At 70.8% G+C, this 26,330-nt stretch carries 24 protein-coding genes; 12 read left to right on the plus strand and 12 right to left on the minus strand.

The features are described 5' to 3' along the window. Window positions 1–40: 40 nt before the first annotated feature. Window positions 41–1,063, plus strand: a complete 1,023-nt coding sequence (locus CA12_RS00385) for a cell division protein FtsQ/DivIB (RefSeq protein ID WP_165700459.1) — start codon at window positions 41–43, stop codon at window positions 1,061–1,063. A 145-nt stretch (window positions 1,064–1,208) separates the two neighbouring features. Then, complete coding sequence (locus CA12_RS00390; protein ID WP_207622075.1) at window positions 1,209–2,216, plus strand: alpha/beta hydrolase family protein; 1,008 nt, start codon at window positions 1,209–1,211, stop codon at window positions 2,214–2,216. Window positions 2,217–2,385: 169 nt separating this feature from the next. Here the strand turns inward: CA12_RS00390 and CA12_RS00395 are convergent, their stop codons facing one another. From CA12_RS00395 to CA12_RS00405, 3 genes are all read right to left on the minus strand, one after another. Continuing rightward, window positions 2,386–3,678, minus strand: a complete 1,293-nt coding sequence (locus CA12_RS00395) for a Gfo/Idh/MocA family protein (protein WP_145356625.1) — start codon at window positions 3,676–3,678, stop codon at window positions 2,386–2,388. Window positions 3,679–3,807: 129 nt separating this feature from the next. Further along, the gene (locus CA12_RS00400) at window positions 3,808–5,214 is read right to left on the minus strand and encodes a sigma-54-dependent transcriptional regulator (RefSeq protein ID WP_145356626.1); all 1,407 of its coding nucleotides are present in this window, start codon (window positions 5,212–5,214) and stop codon (window positions 3,808–3,810) included. Window positions 5,215–5,393: 179 nt separating this feature from the next. After that, window positions 5,394–7,370, minus strand: a complete 1,977-nt coding sequence (locus CA12_RS00405; protein ID WP_145356627.1) for a hypothetical protein — start codon at window positions 7,368–7,370, stop codon at window positions 5,394–5,396. 115 nt (window positions 7,371–7,485) lie between these two features. On the opposite strand from CA12_RS00405, the gene CA12_RS00410 reads away from it, so the two are divergent. After that, complete coding sequence (locus CA12_RS00410) at window positions 7,486–8,853, plus strand: alpha/beta hydrolase (protein ID WP_145356628.1); 1,368 nt, start codon at window positions 7,486–7,488, stop codon at window positions 8,851–8,853. A gap of 6 nt (window positions 8,854–8,859) precedes the next feature. On the opposite strand, the gene CA12_RS00415 is transcribed toward CA12_RS00410, so the two are convergent. Then, window positions 8,860–10,269 carry a DUF1501 domain-containing protein gene (locus CA12_RS00415; RefSeq protein ID WP_145361206.1) on the minus strand — a complete coding sequence of 470 codons (1,410 nt, stop codon included), beginning with the start codon at window positions 10,267–10,269 and terminating at the stop codon, window positions 8,860–8,862. A 350-nt stretch (window positions 10,270–10,619) separates the two neighbouring features. Here CA12_RS00415 and CA12_RS00420 point away from each other — a divergent pair, with 350 nt between their 5' ends. The 5 genes from CA12_RS00420 (at window position 10,620) to CA12_RS00440 (ending at window position 15,157) form a co-directional block, all read left to right on the plus strand. After that, window positions 10,620–11,657 carry a DUF2382 domain-containing protein gene (locus CA12_RS00420; protein WP_145356629.1) on the plus strand — a complete coding sequence of 346 codons (1,038 nt, stop codon included), beginning with the start codon at window positions 10,620–10,622 and terminating at the stop codon, window positions 11,655–11,657. Window positions 11,658–11,834: 177 nt separating this feature from the next. After that, window positions 11,835–12,521 (plus strand): general stress protein, encoded by a 687-nt coding sequence (locus CA12_RS00425; protein ID WP_207622076.1) that lies wholly within the window; start codon window positions 11,835–11,837, stop codon window positions 12,519–12,521. Between the two features lie 174 nt (window positions 12,522–12,695). Then, window positions 12,696–13,733 carry a M28 family metallopeptidase gene (locus CA12_RS00430; protein ID WP_145356630.1) on the plus strand — a complete coding sequence of 346 codons (1,038 nt, stop codon included), beginning with the start codon at window positions 12,696–12,698 and terminating at the stop codon, window positions 13,731–13,733. Between the two features lie 124 nt (window positions 13,734–13,857). Continuing rightward, complete coding sequence (locus CA12_RS00435; RefSeq protein ID WP_145356631.1) at window positions 13,858–14,379, plus strand: hypothetical protein; 522 nt, start codon at window positions 13,858–13,860, stop codon at window positions 14,377–14,379. Window positions 14,380–14,392: 13 nt separating this feature from the next. Further along, window positions 14,393–15,157 carry a phosphatase domain-containing protein gene (locus tag CA12_RS00440; protein ID WP_145356632.1) on the plus strand — a complete coding sequence of 255 codons (765 nt, stop codon included), beginning with the start codon at window positions 14,393–14,395 and terminating at the stop codon, window positions 15,155–15,157. Here CA12_RS00440 and CA12_RS00445 read toward each other — a convergent pair. The 3 genes from CA12_RS00445 to CA12_RS00455 all read right to left on the minus strand — a co-directional run bounded on the left by CA12_RS00445 (window position 15,112) and on the right by CA12_RS00455 (window position 17,892). Continuing rightward, complete coding sequence (locus CA12_RS00445; RefSeq protein ID WP_145356633.1) at window positions 15,112–15,501, minus strand: PLD nuclease N-terminal domain-containing protein; 390 nt, start codon at window positions 15,499–15,501, stop codon at window positions 15,112–15,114. The two genes, CA12_RS00440 and CA12_RS00445, sit on opposite strands and share 46 nt — an antisense overlap. A gap of 85 nt (window positions 15,502–15,586) precedes the next feature. Continuing rightward, entirely contained in the window at window positions 15,587–17,128 is a 1,542-nt protein-coding gene (locus CA12_RS00450) for a sulfatase family protein (protein ID WP_145356634.1), read from the minus strand. Between the two features lie 98 nt (window positions 17,129–17,226). Next, the gene (locus CA12_RS00455; RefSeq protein ID WP_165700460.1) at window positions 17,227–17,892 is read right to left on the minus strand and encodes a flavin reductase family protein; all 666 of its coding nucleotides are present in this window, start codon (window positions 17,890–17,892) and stop codon (window positions 17,227–17,229) included. A 65-nt stretch (window positions 17,893–17,957) separates the two neighbouring features. Between CA12_RS00455 and CA12_RS21730 the strand changes: the two genes are divergently transcribed. The 3 genes from CA12_RS21730 to CA12_RS00470 are packed head-to-tail and all read left to right on the plus strand — an operon-like array spanning window position 17,958 to window position 19,581. Further along, window positions 17,958–18,479 carry a hypothetical protein gene (locus CA12_RS21730; protein ID WP_207622077.1) on the plus strand — a complete coding sequence of 174 codons (522 nt, stop codon included), beginning with the start codon at window positions 17,958–17,960 and terminating at the stop codon, window positions 18,477–18,479. Window positions 18,480–18,494: 15 nt separating this feature from the next. After that, a complete protein-coding gene (locus tag CA12_RS00465; RefSeq protein WP_145356636.1) occupies window positions 18,495–19,160 on the plus strand; it encodes a hypothetical protein in 666 nt (221 codons plus the stop codon). 7 nt (window positions 19,161–19,167) lie between these two features. Next, window positions 19,168–19,581 (plus strand): DUF6915 family protein, encoded by a 414-nt coding sequence (locus CA12_RS00470; RefSeq protein ID WP_145356637.1) that lies wholly within the window; start codon window positions 19,168–19,170, stop codon window positions 19,579–19,581. Here CA12_RS00470 and CA12_RS00475 read toward each other — a convergent pair. From CA12_RS00475 to CA12_RS00495, 5 genes are all read right to left on the minus strand, one after another. Further along, window positions 19,546–20,646 carry a hypothetical protein gene (locus CA12_RS00475; RefSeq protein WP_145356638.1) on the minus strand — a complete coding sequence of 367 codons (1,101 nt, stop codon included), beginning with the start codon at window positions 20,644–20,646 and terminating at the stop codon, window positions 19,546–19,548. The two genes, CA12_RS00470 and CA12_RS00475, sit on opposite strands and share 36 nt — an antisense overlap. Window positions 20,647–20,709: 63 nt before the next feature. After that, window positions 20,710–21,198 carry a hypothetical protein gene (locus tag CA12_RS00480; protein ID WP_145356639.1) on the minus strand — a complete coding sequence of 163 codons (489 nt, stop codon included), beginning with the start codon at window positions 21,196–21,198 and terminating at the stop codon, window positions 20,710–20,712. Beyond that, a complete protein-coding gene (locus CA12_RS00485) occupies window positions 21,195–21,680 on the minus strand; it encodes a cupin domain-containing protein (protein WP_145356640.1) in 486 nt (161 codons plus the stop codon). The genes CA12_RS00480 and CA12_RS00485 overlap by 4 nt, the downstream gene beginning before the upstream one ends. Window positions 21,681–21,719: 39 nt before the next feature. After that, the gene (locus tag CA12_RS00490; protein ID WP_207622078.1) at window positions 21,720–23,666 is read right to left on the minus strand and encodes a methyltransferase domain-containing protein; all 1,947 of its coding nucleotides are present in this window, start codon (window positions 23,664–23,666) and stop codon (window positions 21,720–21,722) included. Window positions 23,667–23,786: 120 nt separating this feature from the next. Next, on the minus strand, window positions 23,787–24,143 hold the full coding sequence (locus tag CA12_RS00495; protein ID WP_145356641.1) for a hypothetical protein: 357 nt from the start codon (window positions 24,141–24,143) through the stop codon (window positions 23,787–23,789). A gap of 56 nt (window positions 24,144–24,199) precedes the next feature. Here CA12_RS00495 and CA12_RS00500 point away from each other — a divergent pair, with 56 nt between their 5' ends. After that, the gene (locus CA12_RS00500; protein WP_145356642.1) at window positions 24,200–26,278 is read left to right on the plus strand and encodes an NAD(+) synthase; all 2,079 of its coding nucleotides are present in this window, start codon (window positions 24,200–24,202) and stop codon (window positions 26,276–26,278) included. Window positions 26,279–26,330: the final 52 nt, after the last annotated feature.

Here is a 26,330-nt window from a genome sequence, read left to right on the forward strand (position 1 = left end):
CGATGAACGCCGTGGCCTTCTCCCCCCGCCCCGCCCCGCCGTGCCGAAAGTCGCCCGCCCCGCCGACCGGCCTTCCAACGCCGATCCCGCGCCCGTCCCGGACCGCCCCGCCGCCCGAGAGCGTTCCCCGTTCGGCCCCTCCCGTCTGCGGCGGGTCGCCGGGTGGTTCTTCACGCCCCAACGCCTGTTGATGTTGGGCCTGATCCCGCTGTGCGCGGCGGCGGTCCCCTGGGCGATCCGGCAGTTGCCGGACCTTTCGGCCCGCGAGGAATACCGGCTGACGGCCGATCGCGTGCGGCTGGAGCCTCCGCCGCCGCTGGCCGTGCCGCCGAACGTCGTGGCACAGGTGCTCGGCGAGGAGCCGGCGAGCATTCTGGAGGACGGCCTCGCCGAACGGCTGGCCGACGGCTTCGCCAAGCATCCGTGGGTGGCCGGGGTGGAGCGGGTCGAGGTGCTCTCGCCCGCCGCCGCGGTGGTGCGGCTCCGCTATCGCAGCCCCGCCGCCGCGGTCGCGGCCGGCGACGGGCTGTACCCGATCGACGCGACCGGAGTGCTGCTGCCCCCCGCGGACTTCACCCGCCCCGCCGCCGACGCCCTGCCGCGCATCGGCGGCATCGAGTCGACGCCCGGCCCCGCCGGGACGCTCTGGCCGGACCCGGCGGTGGCCGGCGCCGCGGCGATCTGCGCGGCGCTGGCGCAGGACTGGGAACGCCTGGATCTCGCCGGCGTCCGCCCGCTGGACGCCAGCGGCGCCCGCTTCTGGGAACGCGTCCGCGGCACGCCCGACGCGTCAGAGGATGAGGCGAGTGAACCGGCCGGCGACCCGCGGTTCGAACTCGTCACCCGGGCCGGGTCGCGGATCCTGTGGGGCCGCCCGCCCGGCACGACGCACCCCGGCGAACTGGCGACGGACACCAAACGCCTGCGGCTGACCCGGGACTTGGCCGGCGTGCTGGCCGGCGAACGCTCCCGCGGGCCCGAGTGGGCCGACCTGACCGCCTGGGACGGCGTGTACCACCTGCCGCTCCGCACGGCGATGCATCCGCACTCGCCCCGCCGGTAGTCTGGCCGGCATGCCCGACGCCCCCCTGCCGCCGCGTCGTCCCCGCACGCCGTCGGCCGACCGCCCCGCCCGCCGTTCGACGGACGCGGGCTCGCCTCGCCCCCGAAAAAAGAGCGGTCGCAAACGGTCCAGTTCAAACGCGACCGTGTGGTGGTGGATCGGCGGGCTGACCGGCGGCGGGGCGCTGCTCCTGCTGCTCTGCTGCGGGGGCCTGTTCGTCGTGGCGAACCGGCAGATCGAGGCGGAGGGCCGCGCCCGGTTGGAGCAGGCCCAACGGCAGGCGGAGTCCGGCGAAACCCTCGCCGAGGCTGTCGCCGGCTTCAACACGACCCTCGGCCCGCCCGGCCCGATCGAGGACCCGCCGGAGGAACCGCCGCCGGGGGCGCCGTTCGCCCTGGTGAGTTACCCGTCGCCGGTCGGCGACCTGCCGGCGTATCTCACCGCGGAGGTCGCCGAGGGGACGCTTGACCCGAACGCACGGCGGACGGCGATCGTCTGGATCACCGGGGGCGACTGCAACACGATCGGCCCGGTCTGGGAGCCGGGACCGCCGGAGGACGATCAGACCGCCAGCGCCTTCCGCGAGGCGGGCGTCATGATGCTGTTCCCCTCCCTCCGCGGCGGCAACGCCAACCCCGGCCGGCGGGAAGGTTTTCTGGGCGAGGTGGAGGACGTGCTCGCCGCCGCGGAGTTCCTCGCCGCCCAGCCGGGGGTCGATCCGGACCGGATTTACCTTGGCGGGCATAGCACCGGCGGCACGCTGGCGGCGTTGGTGGCGGAGCGGTCCGACCGCTTCCGGGCGACCTTCGCCTTCGGCCCGGTCTTCGACGTGCGGGACTACGGCGGGGACTACCTCTACCACGTCCCCCGGAACGACGAACGGGAGGCGCTGGTGCGGTCGCCGGGTTACTGGCTGAACGACGTGCGGACGCCGCTGTTCCTCATCGAGGGCGCCGGCGGCAACGCGGATTCGCTGCGGGAACTCCAGCGGGCGACGGACAACCCGCGGGTGCGGTGTCTCGTCGTGCCGAACGCCGACCACTTCGACGTGTTGGCTCCCGCGAACGCGGCGATCGCGGAGCAGATCCTCGCCGACGACGGCCCAACCTGCGACATCGCCCTCACCGCAGAGGAACTGGCTGGCGGGCGTTGAGGCCGAACCGCCTCGGCTCGCGCTTCGGGCTGTCGATCAGAGCGGTCCGCGGATCGCCGTAGCGGCGGCTTTCAGCCGCCGACTGTCGGCGAGGCCCGTCTCCAACTCCCGCTCGCTCCGCTCACGGACGGCGGCAGGATGCCGCCGCTACGGGTCCTCGAGCTCTGCTTTAGCCGGCCCGCAGGGCGTCGTTGATGAGGTGGCAGAGCACCGCGGTGCGGTGGCCGGCCTGGACGGGGGCGAACAGGGTTTCCTCGCCGGCGAGCGACCGCAGGAAGTTCGCGTGGTGGGAGGCGGTGCGGCCGAGGTCGACGTCGGTTGCGGCGTCCAGCAGGGCGGCCGGTTCGGCGGTCGTCGCCCCGCCGTGGACGGCGACGAACACCTCGCCTCTCTCCCCGACGAACCGCAGCCCGCGTTCGCCCTCGGTCGTGCCGACGTAGTCCGGGCCGCAGGAGAACGTCACCCGGAAGTCGTACCGCATCGGGGCGTCGTAAAAGGCACCGGGGCGGTCGCCGCCGGTTCCGGTGACGGACGTGGGCCGCCAGTCCTCGGCGTCGTCCCGGCCGGTGGCCAACTGGGCGATGTCGAGGATGTGGGCGCCGCGGTCGGTGATTTCGCCGGCGCCGAAGGCGCTGACGAACCGCCACCAGAAGTGCGGCCCGGTCTGGGGCATCCAGCCGGGCAACTGCGGATCGACCGCTTTCATATCTGGCCAAGTCGCCGGGCCGGGGGCGGCGGCGGTCGAATCGCCCAACCACATCGCGTAGTCCAGCGAGGAGGGCGGCGGCACCGTCGGGGCCGCGACGGTCGTCGCGGCGACGGCCCGGTGGTGCTCCTGCTCGGTGGGCATCTGCAGGACGACCTCCTTCAGCGCCCCCAGCGCCCCGCCGCGGATCAGCTCGCAGGCCCGCCGCACCCGGTCGTTGCTGCGTTCGTGACTGCCGACCTGCAACAGCACGTCGTTCCGCCGGGCCGCGGCGAGGATCGCGTCGCAGTCCGCCACGCTGTTCGCCAGCGGCTTCTCGCAGTAAACGGCCAAGCCCGCGTCGGCGGCGGCGATGGAGGCCGGGGCGTGCTGGTGGTCCGGGGTGGCGACGATGACGGCGTCCAGATCGGCCCCGACCGCTTGCAGCAGCGCCGCGTGATTGTCGAAGCCGAGGCACTCCGCGCCGCCGCCGTTCAGGGCGTTCGCCAGGGCGACGGCGTCGGCGGTGCGGGCGGAGTCCGCATCGCAGACCGCGATCGCCCGCACGGGGCCGACGTCGGCGGCCTTGGCGGCGTCGAACATCCGCGACAGGTTGTGCCGCCCCTGCCCGCCGCAGCCGATCAGGGCGAGGTTCGTCACCCCGTCCGTCCGCTTCGACTCGCCCGGCGCCAACGCGGCCCGGGTCGGCTTCGACCATCCGGCGACGGCCGCCGTGGCGGCGGAGGCCCCTAAGAACAAACGACGGCTGGCGGACATCAACGGATACCTCGGCAGAACGATACGGACGACAGACCGGCGGCGGCCCCCGAAAACTACCCGCCCCCGAAGCCGCACGCAATCGGAGGCGTCGATCCGTTCGTAACCTCGGCGGACGAGGCCGCGGCGTCAGGCCATCGCCCGGGCCATTTCGGCCTCGTAGCTGATGCCGTAGCGCTTCATCTTTTTATAAAGCGTCGTGCGATTGATGCCGAGCGTGGCGCTGGTGTCTTGGCGGTTCCAGCCGTGGGCGTGCAGGGCTTCCAGAATGATGTCCCGTTCCGCCGGGGCCATCGCCTTCTTCAGCCCCCCCGCGACCGCGGCGTGCGGACGATGGGCGGAATCATCCCGCTTGAGGCTTTCGGGCAGGTCGGCGACGGTGATCGCGTCGCCGCGGGTGAGGACCACGGCCCGCTCTACCACGTTCACTAATTCGCGCACGTTGCCGGGCCAGGCGTGCCGCTGCATGAGCCGCATCGCCTCCGGGTCGATGGAGGTCACGTTCTTGCCCGTCTGCTCGCGGAACAGCTTGAGATAGTGCTCCGCCAGCAGGGGGATATCGCCGATCCGCTCCCGCAGCGCCGGCTGGGTGAGGGTGATGACGTTAATGCGGTAGTAAAGGTCCTCGCGGAACTCCCCGGCGGCGACCAGTTTTTCCAGGTCGGCGTTCGTCGCGAGCACCAACCGCACGTCGACCTTCTGCGTCTTCGTCCCGCCGACCGGTTCGAACTCCTTATCCTGCAGGGCCCGCAGGAGTTTGACCTGCAACCGGGGGCTGGCAGTGGCGATTTCGTCGAGGAACAGCGTGCCGCCGTGCGCCAGCAGGAACTTGCCCTCTTTATCGTTGGTGGCGCCGGTGAAGGCGCCTTTGACGTGACCGAACAATTCGCTTTCCAGCAGGTTCTCCGGCAGGGCCCCGCAGGCGACCTCGACGAACGGCCCGCCGCTGCGGTCGCCGGCGGCGTGCAGAGCCCGGGCGGTCATCGTTTTGCCGGTGCCGCTCTCGCCGAGGATTAAGACGGTGGTGCGAGTGTCGGCGACGGATTCGATCAATTCGAACATCCGCTGCATGCGGTAGTCCCGCCCGATAATCCGGCCGAGTCCGTGCCGCTCGTTGAGCTGCGCCTTGAGGTTCTTGTTCTCCGTCACCACCTTGCGGGCGGCGAGGGCTTTCCGCAGGGAAAGCAGCAGTTCCTCGTAGATCAGAGGTTTGGTGAGGTAGTCCGCGGCGCCCTCCTGAATCGCTTCGACGGCGCTTTCAATCGTGCCGTAGCCGGTCAGCAGCAGGACGGCGAGGTCCGGGTATTTTTCCCGGGCGTATTCGAGAAAGCCGAAGCCGTCGCCGTCCGGCAGGCAGACGTCGCAGACGACGGCGTCGAACTTCGCCTCTTTCAGCCGCCGTTTGGCGGCGGCGAGGTCGGCGGCGACGTCGGCTTTATGGCCGTGCTCGCGGAGCAGTTCCGCCATGCCCTCGCGGACGGCGGCGTCGTCTTCCACGACCAGCACAGCGCCGGTCGGATCGGGGGTCTGAGGCATCTCGGGGGGCAGGATTCGGGCGCCCCCGGGCAGGCGTTCCGGCGACCTGTGCCGGAAAGGTTGGGGGCCGAACGAACCTAGGTCGCCGTTGTCCGCTCGCAACGCGTCGGCGCCTGGGCGTGGAGAAAAGTCACCCGACGTGGCCGATTTCCCTCAAGGCCGCGGATTTCGAGGCGCCGTTACCACCGCAGGAACGCGGGGGCCTCGGTGATGACGATCGGCCCGGTCCACGGGGTCGTCGCGCCGGCGGGGTCGTCGTCGCTGAGGCGCGTCACGGTCTGCGGGGCCGGGCCGGGCGTGGTCCAGTCGGGGACACGGCGGTCCTCCGCGGTGGGGCTCCAGACCGCCAGCGTCCGCCCCCCGCCGTTCGGATCGACGAACCACATGCCCCGCACGCGGTCGTCCTCCAGATCGCTGCCGTAGACCAGCCCGGCGAGGGCGGCCCGGGCGGCGGCGACGTGGAACCAGGAGGGCTTGGGCTGGTGGCCGGTCTCCTTCGAACTGGTCAGCCCGCAGGTGGCGAACTTGCCGGGGCTCTCCGAATCAACGTCCCGCAGCATGAAGATCTGAGCCCGGTCCAGGTCGGCCGCGGCCAGTTCCAACGCCGACCGCACCAGCCAGTAGCCCTGTACCTGCTCCGCGGAGAGCGACCCGACGGCGTCCGCGGACATCGGCGAGCCGGGGTGCGTGTCGTAGCCGAACTCCCCGAGGTGCACCTCCACGCCGGGGAGGTACTCGTCCCGCCACGCGGTGATCTCCCGCACCCGGCGCCGCAGTTCGTCCTGCTCCGGCGGCAGTCCGTGGCCGGCCTCCTTGCCGGAGGCGTCCAGCGCCCGGCAGTAGTAGTGCACGGCGATCGCGTCCGCGGGGAACGACCCGTCGCGGTACAGGTCGCACCACAGCTTGATCGCCTTGAGCCCCTCCAAATCCAGCGCCACGAGCCCGCCCAGCACGATGTCGAAGTTCGGGTCGGCGAGCTTCACCCCGTGCCCCGGGCCGAGCGTGCCGCGGTGGCCGTCGTAATCGGCGCTGGTCATCGCGGCCAGCTCCCACGGGCTGAAGTAGGCCGCCCGGCCCTCCCAGGTGCGGTTCGGTTCGTTCCAGTTCTCAACGTCCCCCACCAGCCCGAGCCCGGAGACCCGCGGCTGGCCCTCCTCCAACCGCAGCGCGGCGTCGTCCACCTGCCGGTCGCCGTAGCGGGCGGCGAACTGAAACAGGTGGGCGGCGTGCTCCCGGTAACTGGCCGGCGATTCGGCGTCGCCGCCGGGCGGCACGGGCTTGTCCGAACCCTTGGGCGGTTCGGCGGAGCCATCCAAGTTGAACGCCGCCGCGGCCGTGCACTGGATCACCGGGGCCGGGCGGGAGCCGGCGGCGTTCAAATCCCGATAGAACTGATCGAAGTCCCACGCCCACGTGCCGTTTTGGTTGCGGACGGCGCTGGGACTGAAGGCAATCCGGGCGTCGGGGGCGCCGGTCTTCAAGACGTCCCACTCCCAGGAGTGATATTCCCGCACCGTGCCGGCCACCGGGGCCAACCGATCCACCGGGTCGTCGATGAACCCGTTGACGCCCAGCAACCGATCGAACGGCGCCGGCTCCCGCGGCGCCGCGTCGGCCGCGGGGGCGTCCGCCGTCGTCGCCGGGGCCTCCCCGGCAGGGGCGCCGTAGAGGACCACCTCCACCACGGATCCGGCGGGCGAGCCGACGACGATCATCACGTACCGGGCGCGGCCGGACAGTTCGCCGGTCGACCAGGCGTTGTACTTTTTGAGGTCGTCGGTCAGCAGCGTCCGCCAGCCGTGGGTCTCGTCCTCACGGTTCGCCGGGTCGAACAGGCGGATTTCGAACGGTCCGTCGCCGGAGACGTCGTACCAGGCGGCGCCGGTCAGGTCGTGCGTCCGGCCGAGGTCGATGACCGTGCGGGCGGGGAAATAGAGGTCCTTATTGATCCAGCCCAGTTCGTAGGCCGAGGTCGGTTTGCCGCCGGAGCCGGCCCGGGGGTCGCCGGCTTCGTCCTGCTCGTCCACCAACCGGGGGCCGAGGCCGCGGCCGGTCAGGTCGTAGACGGCCACCGTGTCAAGCGGCAGCTTTCCGCCCTCCCCCGGGTCCGCCGCCATCGGCAGGCAGAGGGCGAGCAGCAGGGCGGAACAGGGCATGAGCACAGTCGGCGGGCGAGCGAACGTCCAATCGGTCAACGCTAATCGGACGCGCGAACGCCCGCCAGTCGCCGCTATCGTGCCCCCCGTCCCCACCCCGCGCCCAAGTGTTCCGATGACGTTCCGTGTCGCTTTGCTCCTTCTCACCACGGCGACCTGCCTGACCGCCCTGCCCGCGGCTCCGGCTCAGGAGGCGCTGCCGGCCGACCCGTATGCCGACGCCCCGGAGGTCGCCCCGCCGGTCTACCGGGTGCGGTACGAAGCCTCCTCGGAGCCGGGCGCGCTGCGGTATCCGGTGCGGTACGCCGTCTGGGTTCCGCCGGGCGTGGAGCGGTTGCGGGGGGTGATCGTCCACCAGCACGGCTGCGGAACGGGCTCCTGCAAATCGGGGCTGACGGGGGCGTTCGATCTGCACTGGCAGGCGTTGGCGGCGGCTCACGACTGCGCCCTGCTCTCCCCCTCCTACGAACAGCCGGAGCAGGACGACTGCCGCGCCTGGTGCGATCCGCGGAACGGCTCGGCGGAGGCCTTCTTGACGGCGCTGCGGGATCTGGGCGAGGCGTCCGGCCATCCGGAACTGGCGGAGGTCCCCTGGGCGCTGTGGGGGCACAGCGGCGGGGGCGTGTGGGCCGGCGGGATGACGCTGCTGTACCCGGACCGCGTCGCCGCGACGTGGCTCCGCTCCGGCGTGCCGCTCGTGGAGAAAGACGACGCCCGGTTGGAGTTGAACCCTCACACGCTGCCGGAGGCGGCGTTGGGCGTGCCGATGGTCTGCAACCTCGGCACGCAGGAGGGCGTGACCGTCACCGACGGCCGGTTCTCGGGCGTGTGGCCGAAGAATCAGGTCTTCTTCGACGCGGTCCGCGGGGCCGGCGGACTGATCGCGGTGGCGATCGATCCAAAGACCAGCCACGAGTGCGGCAATCAGCGGTACCTCGCGATCCCCTGGTTCGACGTCTGCCTGTCGCACCGCCTGCCGGAGAGCGCCGGCGAGCCACTCCGCCCGATGCCGACCGGGGACGCCCACCTCGCCGACCTGCGGGGCCAAACCGCCGTGCCCGCCGCCGACTACGCCGGCGACGCGGCCGCGGCGAACTGGCTGCCGAACGCGGAGATCGCCGCCCGGTGGGAGGAATACGTGACGAACGCCGACGTCGCCGACGTCACGCCCCCGCCGGCCCCGACGAACGTGCGGATCGAAGACGGCACGCTCCGCTGGGACGCCGCGGCGGACCTGCAAAGCGGCGTGCGGCAGTTCGTCATCGAGCGGGACGGCGAACCGCTCGCGCAGGTCCCCGAGAAACCGACGAACCCCCACGGCCGGCCCCTGTTCCAAGGGCTCCAGTACAGCGACACGCCCCTCCAACCGCTGCGGCGGGCGGAGTTCGAACTGCCCGCCGACCTGCCGACGGGCGCCGCCCTCACCGTGCGGGCGGTCAACTCCGTGGGACTCTCCTCTGAACCCTCCGCCCCGGGGAATTGACCTCGCTCAGGCCAGCAGGCCGTGGACGACGTGGGCCGGTTCGACGCCGGTCAGTCGTACGTTCAGGCCGCCAGCGTTGACCGCGAGGCGTTCGTGGTCCAGGCCCAGGCAGTGCAGCAGGGTCGCGTGGAGGTCGTGCACCCCGACCGGGTTCTGCACGATCGAGAAGCCGAGTTCGTCCGTTTCCCCGTAGGTCAGGCCCGGCTTGATCCCGCCGCCGGCCAGCCAGATCGACGAGCACCCCGGGTGATGGTCGCGGCCGGCGACGCGGCCGAGGGCGGCGCTGGTCTCCACCATCGGCGTGCGGCCGAACTCGCCGCCCCAAATCACCAGCGTGTCCTCCAGCAGGCCGCGGCGTTTCAGGTCCGCGACCAGGGCGGCGCTGGCCTGATCGGTCTTCTTCGCCTGGGTCTCCACCCCGCCCTTCACGTCGGAGTGGTGGTCCCAGCCTTCGTGGTAGACCTGAATGCACCGCACGCCCCGCTCCGCCAGCCGGCGGGCCAGCAAGCAGTTGTTGGCGAACTGCTTGCCGCCGTCGCCGGGGTCGGCGCCGTAGAGGTCCAGCGTCTCCTGCGTCTCGCCGGAGAGGTCCGTGAGCTCCGGGGCGGCGGACTGCATGCGGAACGCCATCTCGTAGGCGTCGATGCGGACGTCGATCTCGGGGTCGCCCACCTCGGCCTTATGGCGGGCGTTAAGGTCGCGGATCAGATCGAGGCTCTCCCGCTGGGCCCGCCGGTCCACCCCCGGCGGGCGGGCGACGTGCAGGATCGGGTCGCCGGAACTGCGAAACGGCACCCCCTGGTGCGAGCCGGGCAGCACGCCGCTGCCCCACATCGCCGCTCCGCCGGAGAGGTTCCCGCCGCTGGAGAGCGCCACGAACGCCGGCAGGTCGTCCGTCTCGCTGCCCAGGCCGTAGCTGAGCCACGAGCCCATGCTCGGCCGGCCGGGCAGGTTGTGCCCGGTGTTCATCACCAACTGGGCCGGGGCGTGATTGAACTGATCCGTGTGTACCGTCTTCACGACGGCAATGTCGTCCGCCACCTTCGCCAGGTGCGGCAGGGCGCTGGAGAGTTCAATCCCGCTCTGGCCGTGCCTGGCGAAGGTGAACTGCGGTCCGAGGACCGCGGCGTCCGGCTGGATGAAGGCCAGTCGCAGGCCGTCGGTGACGGACTTGGGCATCGGCGAGCCGGCCCGCTTCGCCAGTTCCGGCTTGAAGTCGAACAGTTCCAACTGGCTCGGCGCCCCCGCCTGGAACAGATAGATCACCCGTTTGGCCGTCGCCGGCCGCGGCGGCACGAGTGGCGCCGCGGCGGCCGGGCGGTCCGCCCCGGCGAGTAGGCCGGCGGCGATCGGGGCGAGGCCGACGCCGCAGTCCCGGAAAAAGTGACGGCGAGTCCGGGCGGCGAGCAGGTCCATCGGCGAGGGAGCGACGAGCGGGGGTGAAAAGCGACGGTTCAGTGGGGCCGTCATCCTATCCGCTGCACGCGGCGGGCGGGCGGAGCGGCGGAGGACCGGCAGCCGTTCAATCATCAGACTCATCAGGATCTGCCCCCGCGACGACCAGTTCGGCCGCGAATCGACCGATCGCGTCGGTCGTCATTCCGCGGGCATCGGGCCGCCCCCCGGTTCCGGCCGCCTTTTGCCGGACGACCCGGCTTTGGCATGGCGGGTGCATTCTTAAGTCCCAGACCAGACGCTCTTCCGCCCCCCGGTCGAACGCTGTCTGGCCGCTTCATAATCATCAACTTCAAGCTCAGGACGTACCTATGGCGACTGCCACCACCGACCGCACCGCCCGCGATACCGTCGTCGGCGTGTTTCATTCTCACGCGGAAGCTCAAAAAGCGGTCCGCGATCTGAAAGCCGCCGGCTTCGACGACGACCAGATCGGCGTCGCCTCCCGTGATCGCGAAGGCACCTTCGCGGAGCAGAACGAAGAGACGATGGCCGAAGAAGGCGCCGTCGCCGGTGCCGCGACCGGCTTGGGCGCCGGGGCCCTGTGGGGCCTGGGGATCGTCGCCGGGGCCCTGCCGGCGATCGGCCCGGTGATCGCCGGCGGCGCCCTGGCCGCCGTCGCCGCCAGCGCCGCCGGCACCGCCGCGGCCGGCGGCCTGATCGGCGCCCTGGTCGGCTGGGGTATCCCGGAGGACGAAGCGAATTACTACCACGGCGAATTTGAGGAAGGCCGTACCATCGTCACCGTCAAGTGCGGCAAAGCTCGCTGGGAGGAGGCCCACCGCATCCTCGATAACGCCAATGCCTACGACTACCACCGCCGTGAAACGGAGCACGCCACGGACGCCACCGCCGCCCAGCGCCAGAGTTACGACGGCAAGATGGTGGCCCGCGAGGAGGTGCTCGACGTCGACAAGCACACCGAGGTCGCCGGGCAGGCCCGCGTCCGCAAGGAGGTGCACACCGACACCGCCCACGTCGAAGTTCCGGTGAAGCGGGAAGAACTGGTCGTGGAGCGGACCCCGCTGCGCGGCGAGGACGCCGGCGCCATTACCGGCGCAAACGAGGAGGAGCGGATCACGCTGCGAGAAGAAGAGGTGGACGTGAACAAGCGGACCGTGGCCAAGGAAGCCGTAGCCGTCGGTAAACGGACCGTGACTGAGACCGAGTCTGTCGACGCGGACTTGAAGGAAGAGGAAATCGTGGTCGAGGGCGCCGCGGAGACCGGCGGCGGCACCGCCACGGCGACCCGCGCCACGACCCGCACCGCCAAGAGCCGAGCCGGCGTCACTGGACAGGTGGACCCGGGCACGGGCGAGGACCAGTCCCGCCCCGACCGCCCCCGCTGAGGCTTGTGCCCGGTCCGCTCGCCCCGATCCACGGGCGGGCGTCGTTCCACGCCGCCCCCGATCGCCTGCGCTTCGCCTCCAGCGAAGCGTCGGCAGGGCGGAAGGAACGTTTTATCCAACGGTCGAGCGTTTCTTCGGCCGTTCAACTCCGTCACCTCGCACTCCAGGACTCTCATCATGGCGACCGCGCTCACCACCAATCGGACCGCCCGCGACACCGTCGTCGGCGTGTTTCATTCCCACGCGGAGGCCCGTCGGGCCGTTAACGACCTGAAGGCCGCCGGCTTCTCCGACGACCAGATCGGCGTCGCCTCCCGCGACCGCGAGGGCACCTTCGCGGAGCAGAACGAAGAGACGATGGCCGAGGAAGGCGCCGTCGCGGGAGCCGCGACCGGTCTGGGTGCCGGGGCCCTGTGGGGCTTGGGCATCGTCGCCGGGGCGCTGCCGGCGATCGGCCCGGTGATCGCGGGCGGGGCCCTGGCCGCCGTCGCCGCCAGCGCCGCCGGCACCGCCGCGGCCGGCGGCCTGATCGGCGCCTTGGTCGGCTGGGGCATCCCCGAGGAAGAGGCGAACTACTACCACAGCGAGTTCGAAAGCGGCCGCACGATCGTCACCGTGAAGTGCGGCGAGGACCGCTGGGAAGAGGCTCACCGCATCCTCGACCAGACGAACGCCTACGACTACCACCGCCGCGAGACGGAGCACGCCGCCAACCCCACGGCGACCCAACGCTACAACTACGAAGGCCAGACGGTCGATCGGCGGAGCTTCGACGACGCGAACTACGACACCTCCTACGAGGTGTCCGGCCAGGTCGACCCGCTGACCGGCGTCGACCAGACCTCGCGGAACCGGCCCCGCTGAAGCCCTTCCTGCTGAATGGGCGTTTGCCCCCCGTTTCGCCGTCCGCCCCGGCCCGGGCGGGCGACGGACTGCCGTCCCGGCCGCCTCGCGCGACCGGGGCGGTTAGCGTATTGAGGCCCCGGCAGGCCCGTCATGACAGGCCCCTTGGGGGCGGGCGGCGGTTAGACTGCCGGCATGATCCGCCGCCCGCTTCCGATCGCCTTCGCCCTGTTCGCCCTCACGGTCCTCGCCCCCGTCGCCGCGGGGCAGACGGAGGGCGCTCCGCCGCCTGAGGCGGCCGCTCCCACGGCGGTGAAGGCGCCGGCGGTCTCAATGGAGCGACTCGCCGCCGACCTGCGTTGGCTCACCTCGTTCCCCACCCGGCACACCCTCAGCGCCCAGAATGTGGAGGTCGCCAAGGCGCTGCGGGAGAAGTTCCGGGCGATGGGCTACGAGGACGTGACGTTGGAAGAGTTCCCCGTCGCTCGCACCACGCGGTTCAACGTGGTGGCGACGAAGCCGGGCAGAACGCGGCCGGACGAGATCGTGGTGCTCGGCGCCCACTTTGACAGCCGCAATAAGGACGACGCCGACGCCCGCGGCCCCGCCCCCGGCGCCGACGACAACGCCAGCGGGACCTCTGCCGTGCTGGAGATCGCCCGGCGCTTGGCGAACGTGCCGACCGCCCGCACCGTGCGGTTCGTGCTGTTCAGCGGCGAGGAGCAGGGCCTGATCGGGGCGACGGCCCACGCGGAAGCCCTCAAGGCCGCGGGGGCGAACGTCGTGCTGATGGCGAACCTGGACATGGTCGGCCACTCCTCCCCGCCGGGCCCCGACGGCGACGCCCCGCCGCCCACCTTCCCCGAGCGCACCGCCGCCCCGGACGCCGCCGGCGCCCGCCGCAGTATTTACGTCGAGTCCGATCAGGGATTGGACAGCCCCGACAACGACGCCGCCTCCCAGCGGTGGGGCGATCGGCTGGAGCAGATCGTCTACGGCTACGGTCTCGGCGTGAGCCGGGGGCCGCTGTACGGCACGGACTACCTGCCGTTCGAGACCGCCGGCTATCCCGCCGTCGGCCTGTACGACGGGGCGGACACGGAGCCCTTCTATCACAACGCCGACGACCTCCCCGCGGTGGTCGACGCCGATTATCACGCCCGGGCCGCCTCCGCGACGCTGGAATTGGTGACGCTCGCGGCGGGCGCCGCCGAGCCGGCCGAGGCTCCCTGAACGTCCCGGCGGCCGGCGTGCTTCCGCGGTCCGAGGTCGATGGCGACGCAGTGGGCGTTCGCCGCATGCTGGCGGCTTCCCGTCTCTCCGGCCGCGTTCCGGCCCGTCCGCTGATCTGCCGTCGATGCCCGTGTCTCCGCACGCCGCGCTCCTTTCGCTGCCCGTCGTCCCGCTGGCCTGGCAACGCGGAGCCCCCGACCCGACCGCGTTGCTCGGAGTGGGGATCGCGTTTCTGCTGGGCGCCGCCCTGGCGTTTGCCGTCAGCTTGCTGATTCAGGCGGTATTTCTGCGACTGGCGGCGTCGCTGGTCCTGAAGGAGGAGATCCCCTTCGGCGACGCCCTGCTGACGCTGTTTCTCTCCTATGTGATCGCCGGGGCGATCACGTTCGTGATCGGGCTGCCCGTGGGGTTCGTCGCCGGGCTGCTCGATCTGCCGGAGGGGCTGGGCCTCGCGATCAATCTGCTGGGACTCCCGCTGACGATCGGCATTCAGGCGGCCGTGATCGCCCGGCGACACGACCTCTCCTTCGGTCAGGCGCTGCTGATCTATCTGGCCATGATGGTGATGGGCTTCCTGATCGGGCTGGTGATTGCACTGGTCGTCATCGGTCTGCTGCTGGCCTTCGGCGTCGCCCTCGCCCCCTGAACGTCGCGGCGGAATGCCTACGCCCACCGATCCGGTCCGCCGAGTCGTCTACCCGCTGACGTTCGGCGCCCTGGCCGCCGCGTTCGCCTGGCACGCCGCCCGCGGCGGGCCGTGGTGGGCGCTGCTGTGGCCCGCGGCGGCGTTTGCGGGGGCGGCGCTGATTTACGCCGTCGGCCGGCCCGGGTGGTTCGGCAAACGGGCGGACGGCTCCCGCGCTCCGCTCGCCGCGGGGCTGTTCGTCCCCTACACATGGTTCGCCCTGGCCGTGTGGCACGGACGCCGGTTGTTCGGCGGCGGTCGGGACGTTCAGACGCGGTGCGACCGGCTGGCGGGGAACCTGCACCTCGGCCCGCGGCCGCGGTCGGCCGGCTTGCCGGCCGACGTGCGGACGGACGACGCCGCCGTGATCCTCGACCTGACGGCGGAGTTCCGCGACGTGCCGGCCGTGCGCCGCCGCCCGGGCTACCGCTGCACGCCGATCCTCGACGCCGCGGCCCCGGACGTGGACGGGCTGGGGGGACTCGTCGCCCTCCTGCCCCCGCCCGGCGGCCGGGCGGCGCTGATTCACTGCGCCAACGGCCGCGGCCGCACCGGGCTGGTCGCCGCGGCGTGGCTGCTGGCGCATGGCAAGGCGGACTCCGCCGACGACGCCGTCGCGCAGGTGCGGAGCGCCCGCCCGGGCGTCCGCCTGCTGCCCCGCCAACGGGCGGTTCTGGAGGCGTTCGCCGCGGATCAGACGCGCGACGCGGGGGCCGCGGGCTTCCGGCCCACGAAGTAGTAAATGATCGGCCCGAGGATCGGGACGAACCAGGCGACTAACGCCCAGACGACCTTCATGCCGGTGTCCATCTCTGGCCGCTTCGACACGTCGACGACCACCCAGATGAACGCCGCGAGCGCCGCGAGGGAGAAGACCAGCCCCACGCACAGCAGTCCGCCCGCCGCCGCCATGATTCCGCCCGCGGCCGCCTCGGCGTTCGCCTGTTGCTCCGGGGTGAGGTCGATCCGCTGGAAGTCCTCGTTCATCTGACCGAAGTCGTTGTCGAGGCCGACGTCGGCTTCGGCCTGGGCCAGCGGCGGAACGAGGGCCAGGGACAGGGCCAGCAGGGGGGCGGCGAACATCGGGAGCGACTTTCGGCGGGGGGTGACGAAAACGGGAGGCGAAACGAGCGGGAACCGCCGCCGGTTCACGCCCGGCGGCGGGGACTTACTCCGGTTCGGAAAACTCTTGAAACGCCTCCCAACCGTGGGTCGCGTTGCCGGAGTAGCGATAGTCGTCGAACACCCACGCCCGGCCGGTCATCCGGGGGTCGCCCTCGGCTTCGAGCAGTTCGTACATGCGGTTCCGCAGCCGGGTCTTGGCGCCGCGATAGGCGGGGTCCTCGGCCAGATTCGTCATGTTGTCCCGGTCCGCCGGCAGGGCGTACAGCTCCTCCGCGGGGCGTTTGCCGAAGGAGAGCCGATAATGCTCGTTGAACCGCCGGGTGAGCGCGGACTTCGTCGGACTGTCGTCCACGTTGCGATAGCCGGTCTCCGGGTTGCCCGCGGGCCAACGCTCCGGAGTGAAGTTGCGGATATAGAGATAGTCCGGCGTGCGGAGGGCCCGGACGGGATAGCCCGCGTCGTTCGGCCGGCCGACGTCGTGGCGCTCCTTGCCGACCAGCATTTCGTCCGGCCCCTCCCGCAGCTTGCCGCCCTCGGCGGCGGACAGCAGATCCGTCAGGCTTTTCCCGGTGAAGGAGTCCGGCCGCGGCAGGCCGGCGACTTCTAAGAAGGTGGGGGCGAAGTCGCGGACGTTCACGAAGTCCTTCACCGTCCGCGGTTTAGAACCAACGCCCCCGCTCACGCCCGGGCCCATGATCGCCAGCGGGAGGTGGAAGCCCCACTCGTAAATCTGCCCCTTCACGCGGGGGAACGGCATACCGTGGTCGCTGGTGACGACCACCAGCGTGTTCGCCAGTTCGCCGCGTTCCTCCAACAGGGCCAGCGCCCGGCCGAGGTGCGTGTCGAAATATTCCACCTCCAGGGCGTAATCGAGCAGGTCCTCGCGGATCTCGCGGGTGTCCGGATAGAAGCTGGGCACGTCGACGCGGGCCGGGCTCTTTCCGGCGGCGACGCCGCTGCCGGCCTCGTAGGCCCGGTGCGGTTCATAGGTGCCGAGCCAGAAATGGAACGGCTTCCGATTCGCCGGATCGTCGCCGGCTTCGGCGTCCCGCTCCTTCAGAAACAGGTCGAAGTTGCCGGCGTAGTCGATATTGCCCATCCCCGAGGCCGGCGGCTTCGTGCGGGCCTGCTGATAGGCCGGCCCGGCGGGGTTCCGCTCCCACCCGCCGGCCTCGTAATCGCCCGGCCCCCAGCCTTTGCCGGTGTAGCCGATTTTATAGCCCCCCTTTTCCAACAGGTCCGGGTAGGCCGGCCAGGTGTTGGGGAAGACGCCGAAGTGATTGATCGCCTCGCCGGTCTGCCAACTGTTCCGCCCGGTGAGGATGCTGGCCCGGCAGGGGCTGCACTTCGGATTGCTGGTGAAGGCGTTTTCGAACAGCGCCCCGCCGGTCGCGACGCGGTCGAAGTTCGGCGTATTCACCCAGTCGGTTCCGTAAACGCCGGCGTGCGGCCAGCCCCAGTCGTCGGCGATGACGAACAGGATATTCGGCCGGTCGTTCTCGCCCTGGGCCGCGGCGCCCTGGCCGCAGGCAGCGGGGGCGAGCGCCGACAGCAGGGCGGCGGCGGTCAACAACGAGCGGGACATCAACGGACTCCGATCAACGGGAAAGACCCGCTGAGTGTGCGAACCCCTGTTCTCAGGTGCAATCGCACACGGGACGGCCCGCCTGTCCCGGGCGGCCGCTACTTCGGCCGATTCAGTTCGAAGAGCGCCGCGCCGCGGCCGTCGACGTACCAGTCGCCGCCCATGCGGCCCAAGCCGCCGCAGAGGGCGCTGTCGAGGGACGAGAGGTCCCCCGCGGCGTTCAATAACGACCGCTCGACATGGGCGAACACGACCTCGCCGATCACATAGTTCGCCGCCCCCGGCCCCGTGCCGTGGGAGACGATTTGAAACAGCCGGCACTCCAACGCGAACGGACAACCGGCCACGCGGTCGGGCTTCACGACGGTCGAGGGCAGCGGGGACAGGCCGGCGGTGTCCCATTCGCTCTGCCCGTGCGGCAGGTCGACCGCGGTCGCGTTCATCGCCGCGGCCTGCCGCCGTGAAGCGAGATGAATGACGTACTCGCCCGTCTCCCGAATATTGCGGAGCGTGTCCTTCTCCCGCCCGCCGCCGCCGGCGTTGGGCGAGAAGACGACGCTGGGCGGGTTCTGCCCGCCGACGTTGAAGTAGCTGTACGGCGCGAGGTTCGGCCGCCCCTCGGCCGACAGCGTGCTCACCCACGCAATCGGCCGCGGGGCGACGGCATGCGTGAGCAGCGCATACAGATCCTCCGCCGGCAGCGCGCGCAGGTCGAACGGAACGGCGGGGCCGTCTTCAGCGGCCGGTTGTGCGGGGGCGGACATCGCGACATTCTGGACCGGACTCTGCATTTCGCCACGCTGATCGTCGGTGACTCCCCATGCCGTTCATGCACGTTCCCGCGGAGATGGCCGAGGAATACGGCGGCGATCCCGCCCAACTCCCCGGCGGCGCGAACCCGGATCAAATCGTCGCCGGTAAAGGCTTTGATTATTTCGGCGGCGGCGAGGAACTGGTGCAGGCGAGTTCGTTCGATCCGGCGTCGCTGGAGTTCGACGGGACGCCGCTGTCCGGCCTTATCGCGAAGCTAAAGTCTCTGGGATACGCAGCGGTGCGGGTGAAATACGACGGCGGATACGACGAAGGCTTCGCCCACTTCGACGCGGCCCTCGCTCCCGACGGCGACGGCGACCCTCCCGCCGCCGTCGCCGCCCGTTTGTCCCCGGAGGACGGGGACTTGGAAGAACTGGCCGAAGGATTAACGGTCTGCCTGCTGGGCGATTATTACGGCACCGGCGAGTACGAAATGTTCGGCGCCTTCCTGGCCGACCTCGCCACCGGCGCCCTGACAGATTTAAAGGACGCCGAGCCGCACGAACACGCCGTCGTGCATCAGTCGTACGACGAATAAAGGCGGCCGCCCCCGATGCCCTACCGGTGCGATTTCGAAGCGGACGAACCGCCGGAGAACCCGGATCGGGTGATCGACGGCGAGCCGTTCCTGTACCACCCCACCGCCGGCCCGGACGGTCCCGGTCGGACGGCCGCCCGATTTGAACCGGGCGCCCTGCCCCGCGAGCGCCCTGGGGAAGCCGGCCGACTCCTGGACTGGCTGCGGTCGATCGGGGTGCGGGCGGTGCGGGTCTCGTTCGACGGCGGGAACGACGAGGGATTCGGTCGGTTCGAAGCGGCGCTAACGTCCGGGGGCGAACTGTCCCGGGAGGAACTGGCCGACCGCGGCGCCGGGGACGGAACCGGCGCCGCGATCCGTGCGGAGCGAACGCGGGAGGGGGACCTGTGGGGACCGGCCGAATACGTGACGGAGGCGCTGTGGAACTTCGCGGAGGAGTTGACCGGCCTCTACCTCGGACACGCCGGCTGGGGCAACGGACCGTTTTTATTGTTCGGTGCGTTCGAGGCCGATCTGACGACGGGACAGTTCACGGACCTCCGCGACGTCGAAAAACCGGCGGAGTTCTGGTCCACCGACCTCCCGCCCCGCTTCCCGCCGGGCGACCGCCCGCCGCTCCCGCCGCCGCGTCGGGGATCGCTGGCGACGCTGCTCCGGCGTCTCATCGGACGAAAAGGATAGCCCGCCGATGGCCCACCCGTTTCACCACGCCGAGCGCTCCGCCCGCCTGTTCGGGGGCGTGGCCGACGACTACCTCGAACTGCACAGTTGGTTCGACGAGTCCAAGGCCCACCTGCCGGACCTGCGGCACCGTGCGTTGCGGCACCACTCCGAGGGCATCTTTCTCGCGGAGAAGTTGTTCGGCGTCACCCTGACGAACAGCGACGGCAAGCGGGTGCCGACGCGGCTGATCGGGGAACAGCACGTGAAAGACGACCTCGGCCGCATCCCCACGGTCGCGGACTGGCTGACGAACCTCCAAGTCCAACCCTGGATGCTCCGTACGCCGTTCCGGCCGTCGTCGAACGCACGACAGGCCGCGGAATCCGCTGCGGAACCGGCGCCCTCACCCGTCGCGACGAGGGTGACGGACCCGCAATAACTCCGCGGGCGGTTCGGTCCCGTCCTGGGCGATGAGCCGCACGGTCGGGCGCGGGGGGGCGGAGACGCCGTCTTCGCACATCGTCACCCGCCAGGGCACGTCCTCGGTCGGGGCCCCGCCGCCGGGGACGGCGCCGGCGGGGGCCGGGCCGGGGACCACGTCGCCGGTCTTCGCCGGCCAGCCGTTCAGGAGTTCCAGCGAGAGGTTCCGCAGCAGGCCGTCGGCGTCGTTCAGGTCCCACTTGTCGGTGCGAACAATTAACTCCACGTCCGGCAGATCGAGTTGCCCGTTGCCGACGGTGTCCATCACGCTCCAGCCGCTCTCGTTCACGCCGGCGGCCTGCAGGAAGGCGTCGGCCTTCATCAACCGCACGTTCGCCCACAGCGGCAGCGGCGGGACGCGGTGCGTCTGGTGGAAGGCGATCGTCTCCCGAAATAATTCCTTCGGCCAGACCGTGCAGCCGGTCGGGTTGAAGTAGCACAGGGCGCCCGGCAGATCGAGGAACCGATCGGCCAGAAAGGTGGCGAAGGTGAGTTCGTGGATCGGGCTGTAGTCGTCCGGCAGGAGCGGTTCGTCCGCGTCGCTGCCGACCGCGTAGGTGGTGAGGATTCGCAGGAAGGCCCGGTGCTTCGGCACGACGCTCGCCGCCTCCGGCCAGTGCCACGCCTGATCGACGGCACTGGCGAGGTTGTCCGGGAAGGCTCCCGGCCCGAACTGCCCGCCGGCCCAGGCGGCGAACAGGGCCATCTGGCCGTCGGTCGCGTCCTCCGGATCGCCCATCCCGTCCGGCCACGGGACGTTCACCACGTCCACCGCCGCAACGCCGCGGTCCGCCGAGGGCATCTCCCCATTCGGGTGCGTGGGCGGAAACGGCACCAGCAACCGCGGCCCGTAGGCGTCAGCGGGGTGCCGCACGAGCCCGGGGTCGTCCCCGTCCAGCGGGTCGCCGGCGACCCGCGTCAGCCCAGCGTCGTCGCCGCCCAGCAGGTCGGCGACCGCATCCAGCGACGCCGGCCGGTCCAGCAACACGACGGCGGATTGGGTGAACAGCCCTTTGAGCGGCACGGGGGCGGGTTCCCTGTTGAAACGCAGCGGGACGCGGGGCGGTCGGACGGCCGACGGGCGCCGTCAATCGCCGGCCCACAGTTCGTCGAACGTCGTCCCCTCGAACTCCAAATGGTAGCCAAAGTCCGGCCACCCCGCCCGGCCGATCACGAACGTCCACCGCTCCGGCAGGCGCCCCTCGGCCACGGCCTCTTGGACGAACTCCCGTTCAATCCACAGGTGCGGGTCTTCGATCGGCGGAACCTCGATCGGCTTCGGCGACTTCTCGATCGCGGCCCGCTCCTGCGCTTCCTCCTTGGCGAACTCGACCTGCACCTGCCCCAGCACGGTGGTCAGGTCGCGGAGCACGCGGCGGGCGAGGGCGAGTTCTTCGCCGTTCGGCGCCGGGGCGACGGCCTCAGCCGCCCGGTTCTCCGCGTTCGATGTCCCGATTGAGAGTCGCAGCGGCACGTCGCGGAAGGCGGCGATCTCCCGCGGGATGGGCGCCTGCCACCCGTGCACGTCGTCCGGCTCCAGGGAGCCGAGCAGACAGTCGATCTGGTCGTCGTTCATGCGGGTTCGGCGGGGGCGAGCAGCCGGGCGAGATCTGGGGCGGCGGCCGTCAGACCGTCCGCGGTCGGCTGGCCCTCGTGCAGCATCGTGAAGTCGGCGAAGTCGAAGCCGGGGGCGACCGTGCAGCCGACCAGCGCCTCGTCGGCCCCCCCGGACGCGGGCAGCGGCTCCGCCGCCTGCCAGACGCCGGCCGGGACGACGTGGCAGTAGCGGTTCTCGTCGGCCGACAGTTCGACGGCCTCCGGGTCGCCGCCCTCCTCCCACACCCACAGCCGCAGGGCGCCGCGGTAGAGGTTCCAGATCTCGTCGCTCGTCACCCGGTGCCAGCGGCTGACCTCCCCCGCGGCGAGGTGAAAATAAATGTGCGTGCACGCCGCCCGCTCCCCGCCCCGCACGCCCTCGACCGGCAGGGTGCGGGCGGACCGAAACACCTCCCGATACCGGCCGCCTTCGGGGTGCGGGAGCAGGTCGGCGGGCGTCATGGGCGGGGAACGGCGGGGATCACGACTCAGGACGGCGACTCAGGACGCAGACGCGGTGCGGGGCACGGAACCCTTCTCCGCGCCGGCTTCCATCCGGTCGACGGCCGCTTCCAGAATCATGCGGAGCAGGTCGGCGTAGTCGTAGCCGGCCATGCTCGCCTGCAAATTAAACTTGCCGTCCCAGACCCAACCGGGGTTCGGGTTCACCTCCAGCAGGCGGGGCACGCCGTCGGCGCTGCAGCGGAAGTCCATGCGGGCGTAGTCCCGGCAGTCCAGGCGGCCGAACAGCTTGAGGGTGTGGTCGATCATCGCCCGCCGGGTGGACTCCGGCAGGTCCGCCTCCTTGAACTTCAGATCCTTCCAGTAGGGCGACTCCGGGTCCCACTTCGATTCATAACCGAGGATCTTCGGCAGGCCCTCCGGCAGGGCGGAGTAGTCGACCTCCAGCACCGGCAGAACGGTCATGCCCACGCCGGGGTTGCCGATCACGCCGACCGTATATTCCGGCCCGGTGAGGAACTCCTGCACGAGGATCGCCCGGCCGGGCCATTCCCGGCGGATGCGGTCCGCGGCGGCGAGCAGTTCGTCCGGGGTGTGCACCACGCTGCCGGCGGTGATGCCGATGCTCCCGTCGCCCCGGGCCGGCTTCAGCAGCGCCGGGAAGGCGCTCGGCAGGTGGGCGGCCTGGTCGTCGTGCTCCAGAATCGTCTGGGAGGGGACGGGCACGTCGAGGTCCTCCGCCACGGCCCGCACCGTCGCCTTATCGTAGCAGACGGCGAGACAGGCGGGCGGACAGCCCGTGTAGGGCACCTTCAACATCTCCAGCAGGGCCGGAACGTGCAGTTCCTGGAGGGCGTCGTTCTCGAAGCCCTCGTCGCAGAGGTTGAACACGAACGCCGGCGGGTCGCTCAGCAGATCGCCGATCAGCTTGGAGTGATCGTTCCAGAACTTGAACGAGTAGCCCTTCACCTCCGCGAGGGCGTCCTTCAATTTCTGGATCGTCTGCAGGTCCTCCTCGTTGAAGGTCCCGCCCAGTTTGACGTTGTCCGGCAGGCGGGGGTCGCCCATCAGGACGGTCACCTCGCGGACGGCCGGCGGTTTTCCGGGGGGGGCGGCGGGGCGGCGGGGGGCCTCGGCGGTGAGCACCAGCCGGCGGGCCATCATGCCCAGATCGCCCCGCTCGCTGGTCGCCTCGACGGCCCCGTGGTGCCGCACGCGGGAGAACCCGGAGTCCCGCAGCAGGGCGGTGATCGCTTCGGGGGTGTAGAGCCGCTCCGCGTAGAACTGGTCCGCGATCACCCCGCGTTCGGCGTGCACGACCACTTCCCGACAGACCAGCCGCTGCCGGTCCGCGGAGAGCGTGCGCTCCCGGCAGACGAGGTGATCCCCGTCGATCCATTCCCAACTGCGGGGCTCGTAGTTCGCGGCGAGCCAGCGGCCGTCGGTCAGTTCCAGCGCGAGGGTCCCGCCGGGGGCGAGGGCCTTGAGCACCCGGTCCAGCACGACGCGGTCGTCGTCGGCCTGCTCGAAGTAGCCGAAGCTGTTGCCCAGCAGCAGAACGCGATCGAATCCCTCCGGCGGCACGCGGAATCGGCGGGCGTCGCCTTCCCGCAGGGTGACCTTCAACCCCGCCGCCGCCGCCCGCCGCCGGGCCAGCCGCACCAGATAGCGGGACCGATCGACCCCGGTCAGGTTCTTAAAGCCCCGCCGTCCCAGCTCCATCAGGTGCCGGCCCTGGCCGCAGCAAAGGTCCAGGATGCGGTGCTGCGATTCGAGCCCGGCGGCCTCCGCGATGAGGTCCACCTCCCGGGCCGTGGCGGCGTCGTCCTCGACGACGTCGCCGTCGGTTTTCAGGTAGAGGGCGTTGAACAGCCCCCGCCACCACTCCGCCGGCAGGTGTCGTTCAAGATCCTGCACCGGCCCGAGCGTGCGGCGAAGCGGGGCGGCGGGGGACGCGGGGACGGACGAGGTCAGGTCGGTGGACAACGACTTGGCGGGCAGGCGGACTGTGGGCGAACGGCCGGCGGCGGAGCGTGCGCGCCCGCGGCCGATGCGCCAAGCGCGACGCCCCCGGCGCCGACACCACGTCCGAGCATCGCCCGTCGATCAGTCCTTGTTATTTGAGGTCCTGAGCTTCGTCAGAAACACGGCGACCTCCTGGTGATGTTCCTGCGTCTGCCGAACCACAAGAGTTTTCTTCGGCTCGGAGGGCGAGTCCTTGGTCTCGGAGAGGAAGGAGCCTCTCGGCTCGACAACCCGCACCGACCCCGGTCCGCCATACGTCGCCCAGGCTTCGCGATCGAGCGCCCCCACGACCCGCTCTGCCAGCTTCCAGCAGGCTTCGTCGTCGCCGTCCGTCAGATCCTCAATCGGGTAAGGCTTGGTGACGATCAGCGGCGCCTCGTCCGCCGCCGGGGCGGTCGGGGCCATGAGGGCGAGCGTCAGCGTGCAGAGGACGGACATCGGGTTCTCTTCGGTGGGAGGGGCGACGGGGCCGCGTCGAGAGTCAGCCGGAGCCTATGATCGCCCACGCCCCCGACCTAGACAGCTTTCCCGTTTCCATGCCCGCCGCCCTGCCCCACGGCACGTTTCGCCTCGCCGCCGCCGCCCCGGTCGTGCACGTCGCCGATCCGGCCGCCAACGCGCGGGAGATTCTCAAGGCGCTGGAACCGCTCGCGGAGGCGAACGCCGTCGTCCTGCCGGAACTGGCCCTGACCGGGTACACCTGCGAGGACCTGTTCACCCAGGAACCGCTGCTGGACGCGGCGATCGAGGCGCTGCTGACGATCGCCGCGGAGCCGCTGAACCCGGACCAGCTCGTCGCCGTCGGCCTGCCGCTGGCGGTGGGCAACTCGCTGTATAACTGCGCCGCGATCTTCGCCGGCGGGCGGGTGCGGGGCGTCGTGCCGAAACAGCACCTGCCCGGCTACCGGGAGTTCTACGAACCCCGCCGCTTCACCGGCGCCGACGGCAGCGAACCGCGGACCGTGCGGCTGGGCGGCGAAGAGGTCCCCTTCGGCATCGACCTGCTGTTTCAATGCACGGCCGGCGGGGAGCCCATTCCGGGGGCGGTCGTCGGCGTGGAGATCTGCGAAGACCTGTGGGTCCCGACCCCGCCCTCCGCCTTTCAGGCCCTCGCCGGGGCAACAGTTCTTCTCAATCTGTCCGGCTCGAACGAGACGGTGGGCAAGGGCGAATATCGCCGCCAACTCGTCCTGGGCCAGAGCGCCCGCTGCGTGGCCGGCTACGCCTACGCCGGCGCCGGCCCGACCGAGAGCACCACCGATCTCGTGCTCGGCGGCGAGTGCCTGATCGCCTCCAACGGCGGCCTGCTGGCCCAGGGCGACGCCTACATGCTCGGCGACCACGAGAACCGCACCGGCTGGCGGGGGGCGGTCAACGTCTCGGCGGAGGTGGACCTCGACAAACTGCTCCACGACCGCCGGGTCATGACGAGTTTTCAGAAGGACCGCCGCATCGGCACGTTCGACTATCGCACCGTTCCCGTCCCGATCACGCCGGCGAAGAAGGCGACGGCGGTCGTGAACGGCACCCCCTTCGTGCCCCGCAGCGGACCGGAACTCGCCGAGCGCTGCCGCGAAATCTTCAGTATTCAATGCTGCGGACTGGCCAAGCGGCTCTCCCGGCTCGGGGAGCACACGCCGCTGCAAATCGGCGTCTCCGGCGGGCTGGACAGCACGCTCTCCCTGTTGGTCGCCTGCAAAACGCTGGACGGCTTGGGGCAGAGCCGCGAACGCATCCACGGGCTGACGATGCCCGGCTTCGGCACCACCGCACGCACCCGCACCAACGCCGACGCCCTGATGGAGCAACTCGGCGTCTCCGCGGACTCGATCGACATCCGCCAACTCTGCCTGGACGCCTTCCGCGGCATCGGGCACCAGCCCTTCGGCATCGACCCGGCGGCCCTGAATATGGAGGAGTTCGAAGCGCAGTTGAAAGAGATCGACCCCGGCGCCGGCGACCTCACGTTTGAAAACGTGCAGGCCCGTATCCGCACCTTTTTACTGATGAGCCGCGGGTTCGTGCTGGGCACCGGCGACATGAGCGAACTGGCCCTCGGCTGGTGCACCTATAACGCCGACCACATGAGCATGTATAACGTGAACTGCTCCGTCCCGAAGACGCTGGTCGCCTTTCTCGTCCGCCACGCCGCCGACACCGAGTTCGACGGCGCCGCCCGCGAGACGCTGCACAGCATCGCCGACACCGTCATCAGCCCCGAACTGCTGCCGGCCCGCTCCGACGAAGAGACCGGCGACGCGATCGCCCAAAGTACCGAGGACGCCCTCGGCCCCTACGAATTGCACGATTTCTTCCTGTACCACGTCGTCCGCAACGGCTTCGCCCCGGCGAAGATCCTCGACATGGCGAACCGGGCCGAGTTCCGCGGCAGCTACGAACCGGCCGTCATCCGCGAGACCTTGAAGACGTTCTATAAGCGTTTCTTCCAAAACCAGTTCAAACGCAGCTGCGTCCCCGACGGCCCGAAAGTGGGGACCGTGAGCCTGAGCCCCCGCGGCGACTGGCGGATGCCCAGCGACGCCGAGGCGTCGGCGTGGTTGAAAGAAATCTGACGACTTGCCCGAACGTCCTTTGAAGACCTGATCAATATTGGCAGCCCGAGGC

It is taken from the genome of Alienimonas californiensis, from assembly GCF_007743815.1.
Classification (GTDB): domain Bacteria; phylum Planctomycetota; class Planctomycetia; order Planctomycetales; family Planctomycetaceae; genus Alienimonas; species Alienimonas californiensis.

Bases quoted from the DNA above. Each gene is read 5' to 3' on its own strand.
- CA12_RS00440 (WP_145356632.1), top strand. From the start codon at position 14,393: ATGCCTACGCCCACCGATCCGGTCCGCCGAGTCGTCTACCCGCTGACG.
- CA12_RS00450 (WP_145356634.1), bottom strand. From the start codon at position 17,128: ATGTCCCGCTCGTTGTTGACCGCCGCCGCCCTGCTGTCGGCGCTCGCC.
- CA12_RS00395 (WP_145356625.1), bottom strand. From the start codon at position 3,678: ATGTCCGCCAGCCGTCGTTTGTTCTTAGGGGCCTCCGCCGCCACGGCG.
- CA12_RS00410 (WP_145356628.1), top strand. From the start codon at position 7,486: ATGACGTTCCGTGTCGCTTTGCTCCTTCTCACCACGGCGACCTGCCTG.
- CA12_RS00405 (WP_145356627.1), bottom strand. From the start codon at position 7,370: ATGCCCTGTTCCGCCCTGCTGCTCGCCCTCTGCCTGCCGATGGCGGCG.
- CA12_RS00400 (WP_145356626.1), bottom strand. From the start codon at position 5,214: ATGCCTCAGACCCCCGATCCGACCGGCGCTGTGCTGGTCGTGGAAGAC.
- CA12_RS00415 (WP_145361206.1), bottom strand. From the start codon at position 10,269: ATGGACCTGCTCGCCGCCCGGACTCGCCGTCACTTTTTCCGGGACTGC.
- CA12_RS00480 (WP_145356639.1), bottom strand. From the start codon at position 21,198: ATGAACGACGACCAGATCGACTGTCTGCTCGGCTCCCTGGAGCCGGAC.
- CA12_RS00425 (WP_207622076.1), top strand. From the start codon at position 11,835: ATGGCGACCGCGCTCACCACCAATCGGACCGCCCGCGACACCGTCGTC.
- CA12_RS21730 (WP_207622077.1), top strand. From the start codon at position 17,958: ATGCACGTTCCCGCGGAGATGGCCGAGGAATACGGCGGCGATCCCGCC.
- CA12_RS00455 (WP_165700460.1), bottom strand. From the start codon at position 17,892: ATGTCCGCCCCCGCACAACCGGCCGCTGAAGACGGCCCCGCCGTTCCG.
- CA12_RS00500 (WP_145356642.1), top strand. From the start codon at position 24,200: ATGATCGCCCACGCCCCCGACCTAGACAGCTTTCCCGTTTCCATGCCC.
- CA12_RS00430 (WP_145356630.1), top strand. From the start codon at position 12,696: ATGATCCGCCGCCCGCTTCCGATCGCCTTCGCCCTGTTCGCCCTCACG.
- CA12_RS00465 (WP_145356636.1), top strand. From the start codon at position 18,495: ATGCCCTACCGGTGCGATTTCGAAGCGGACGAACCGCCGGAGAACCCG.
- CA12_RS00485 (WP_145356640.1), bottom strand. From the start codon at position 21,680: ATGACGCCCGCCGACCTGCTCCCGCACCCCGAAGGCGGCCGGTATCGG.
- CA12_RS00445 (WP_145356633.1), bottom strand. From the start codon at position 15,501: ATGTTCGCCGCCCCCCTGCTGGCCCTGTCCCTGGCCCTCGTTCCGCCG.
- CA12_RS00470 (WP_145356637.1), top strand. From the start codon at position 19,168: ATGGCCCACCCGTTTCACCACGCCGAGCGCTCCGCCCGCCTGTTCGGG.
- CA12_RS00495 (WP_145356641.1), bottom strand. From the start codon at position 24,143: ATGTCCGTCCTCTGCACGCTGACGCTCGCCCTCATGGCCCCGACCGCC.
- CA12_RS00435 (WP_145356631.1), top strand. From the start codon at position 13,858: ATGCCCGTGTCTCCGCACGCCGCGCTCCTTTCGCTGCCCGTCGTCCCG.
- CA12_RS00420 (WP_145356629.1), top strand. From the start codon at position 10,620: ATGGCGACTGCCACCACCGACCGCACCGCCCGCGATACCGTCGTCGGC.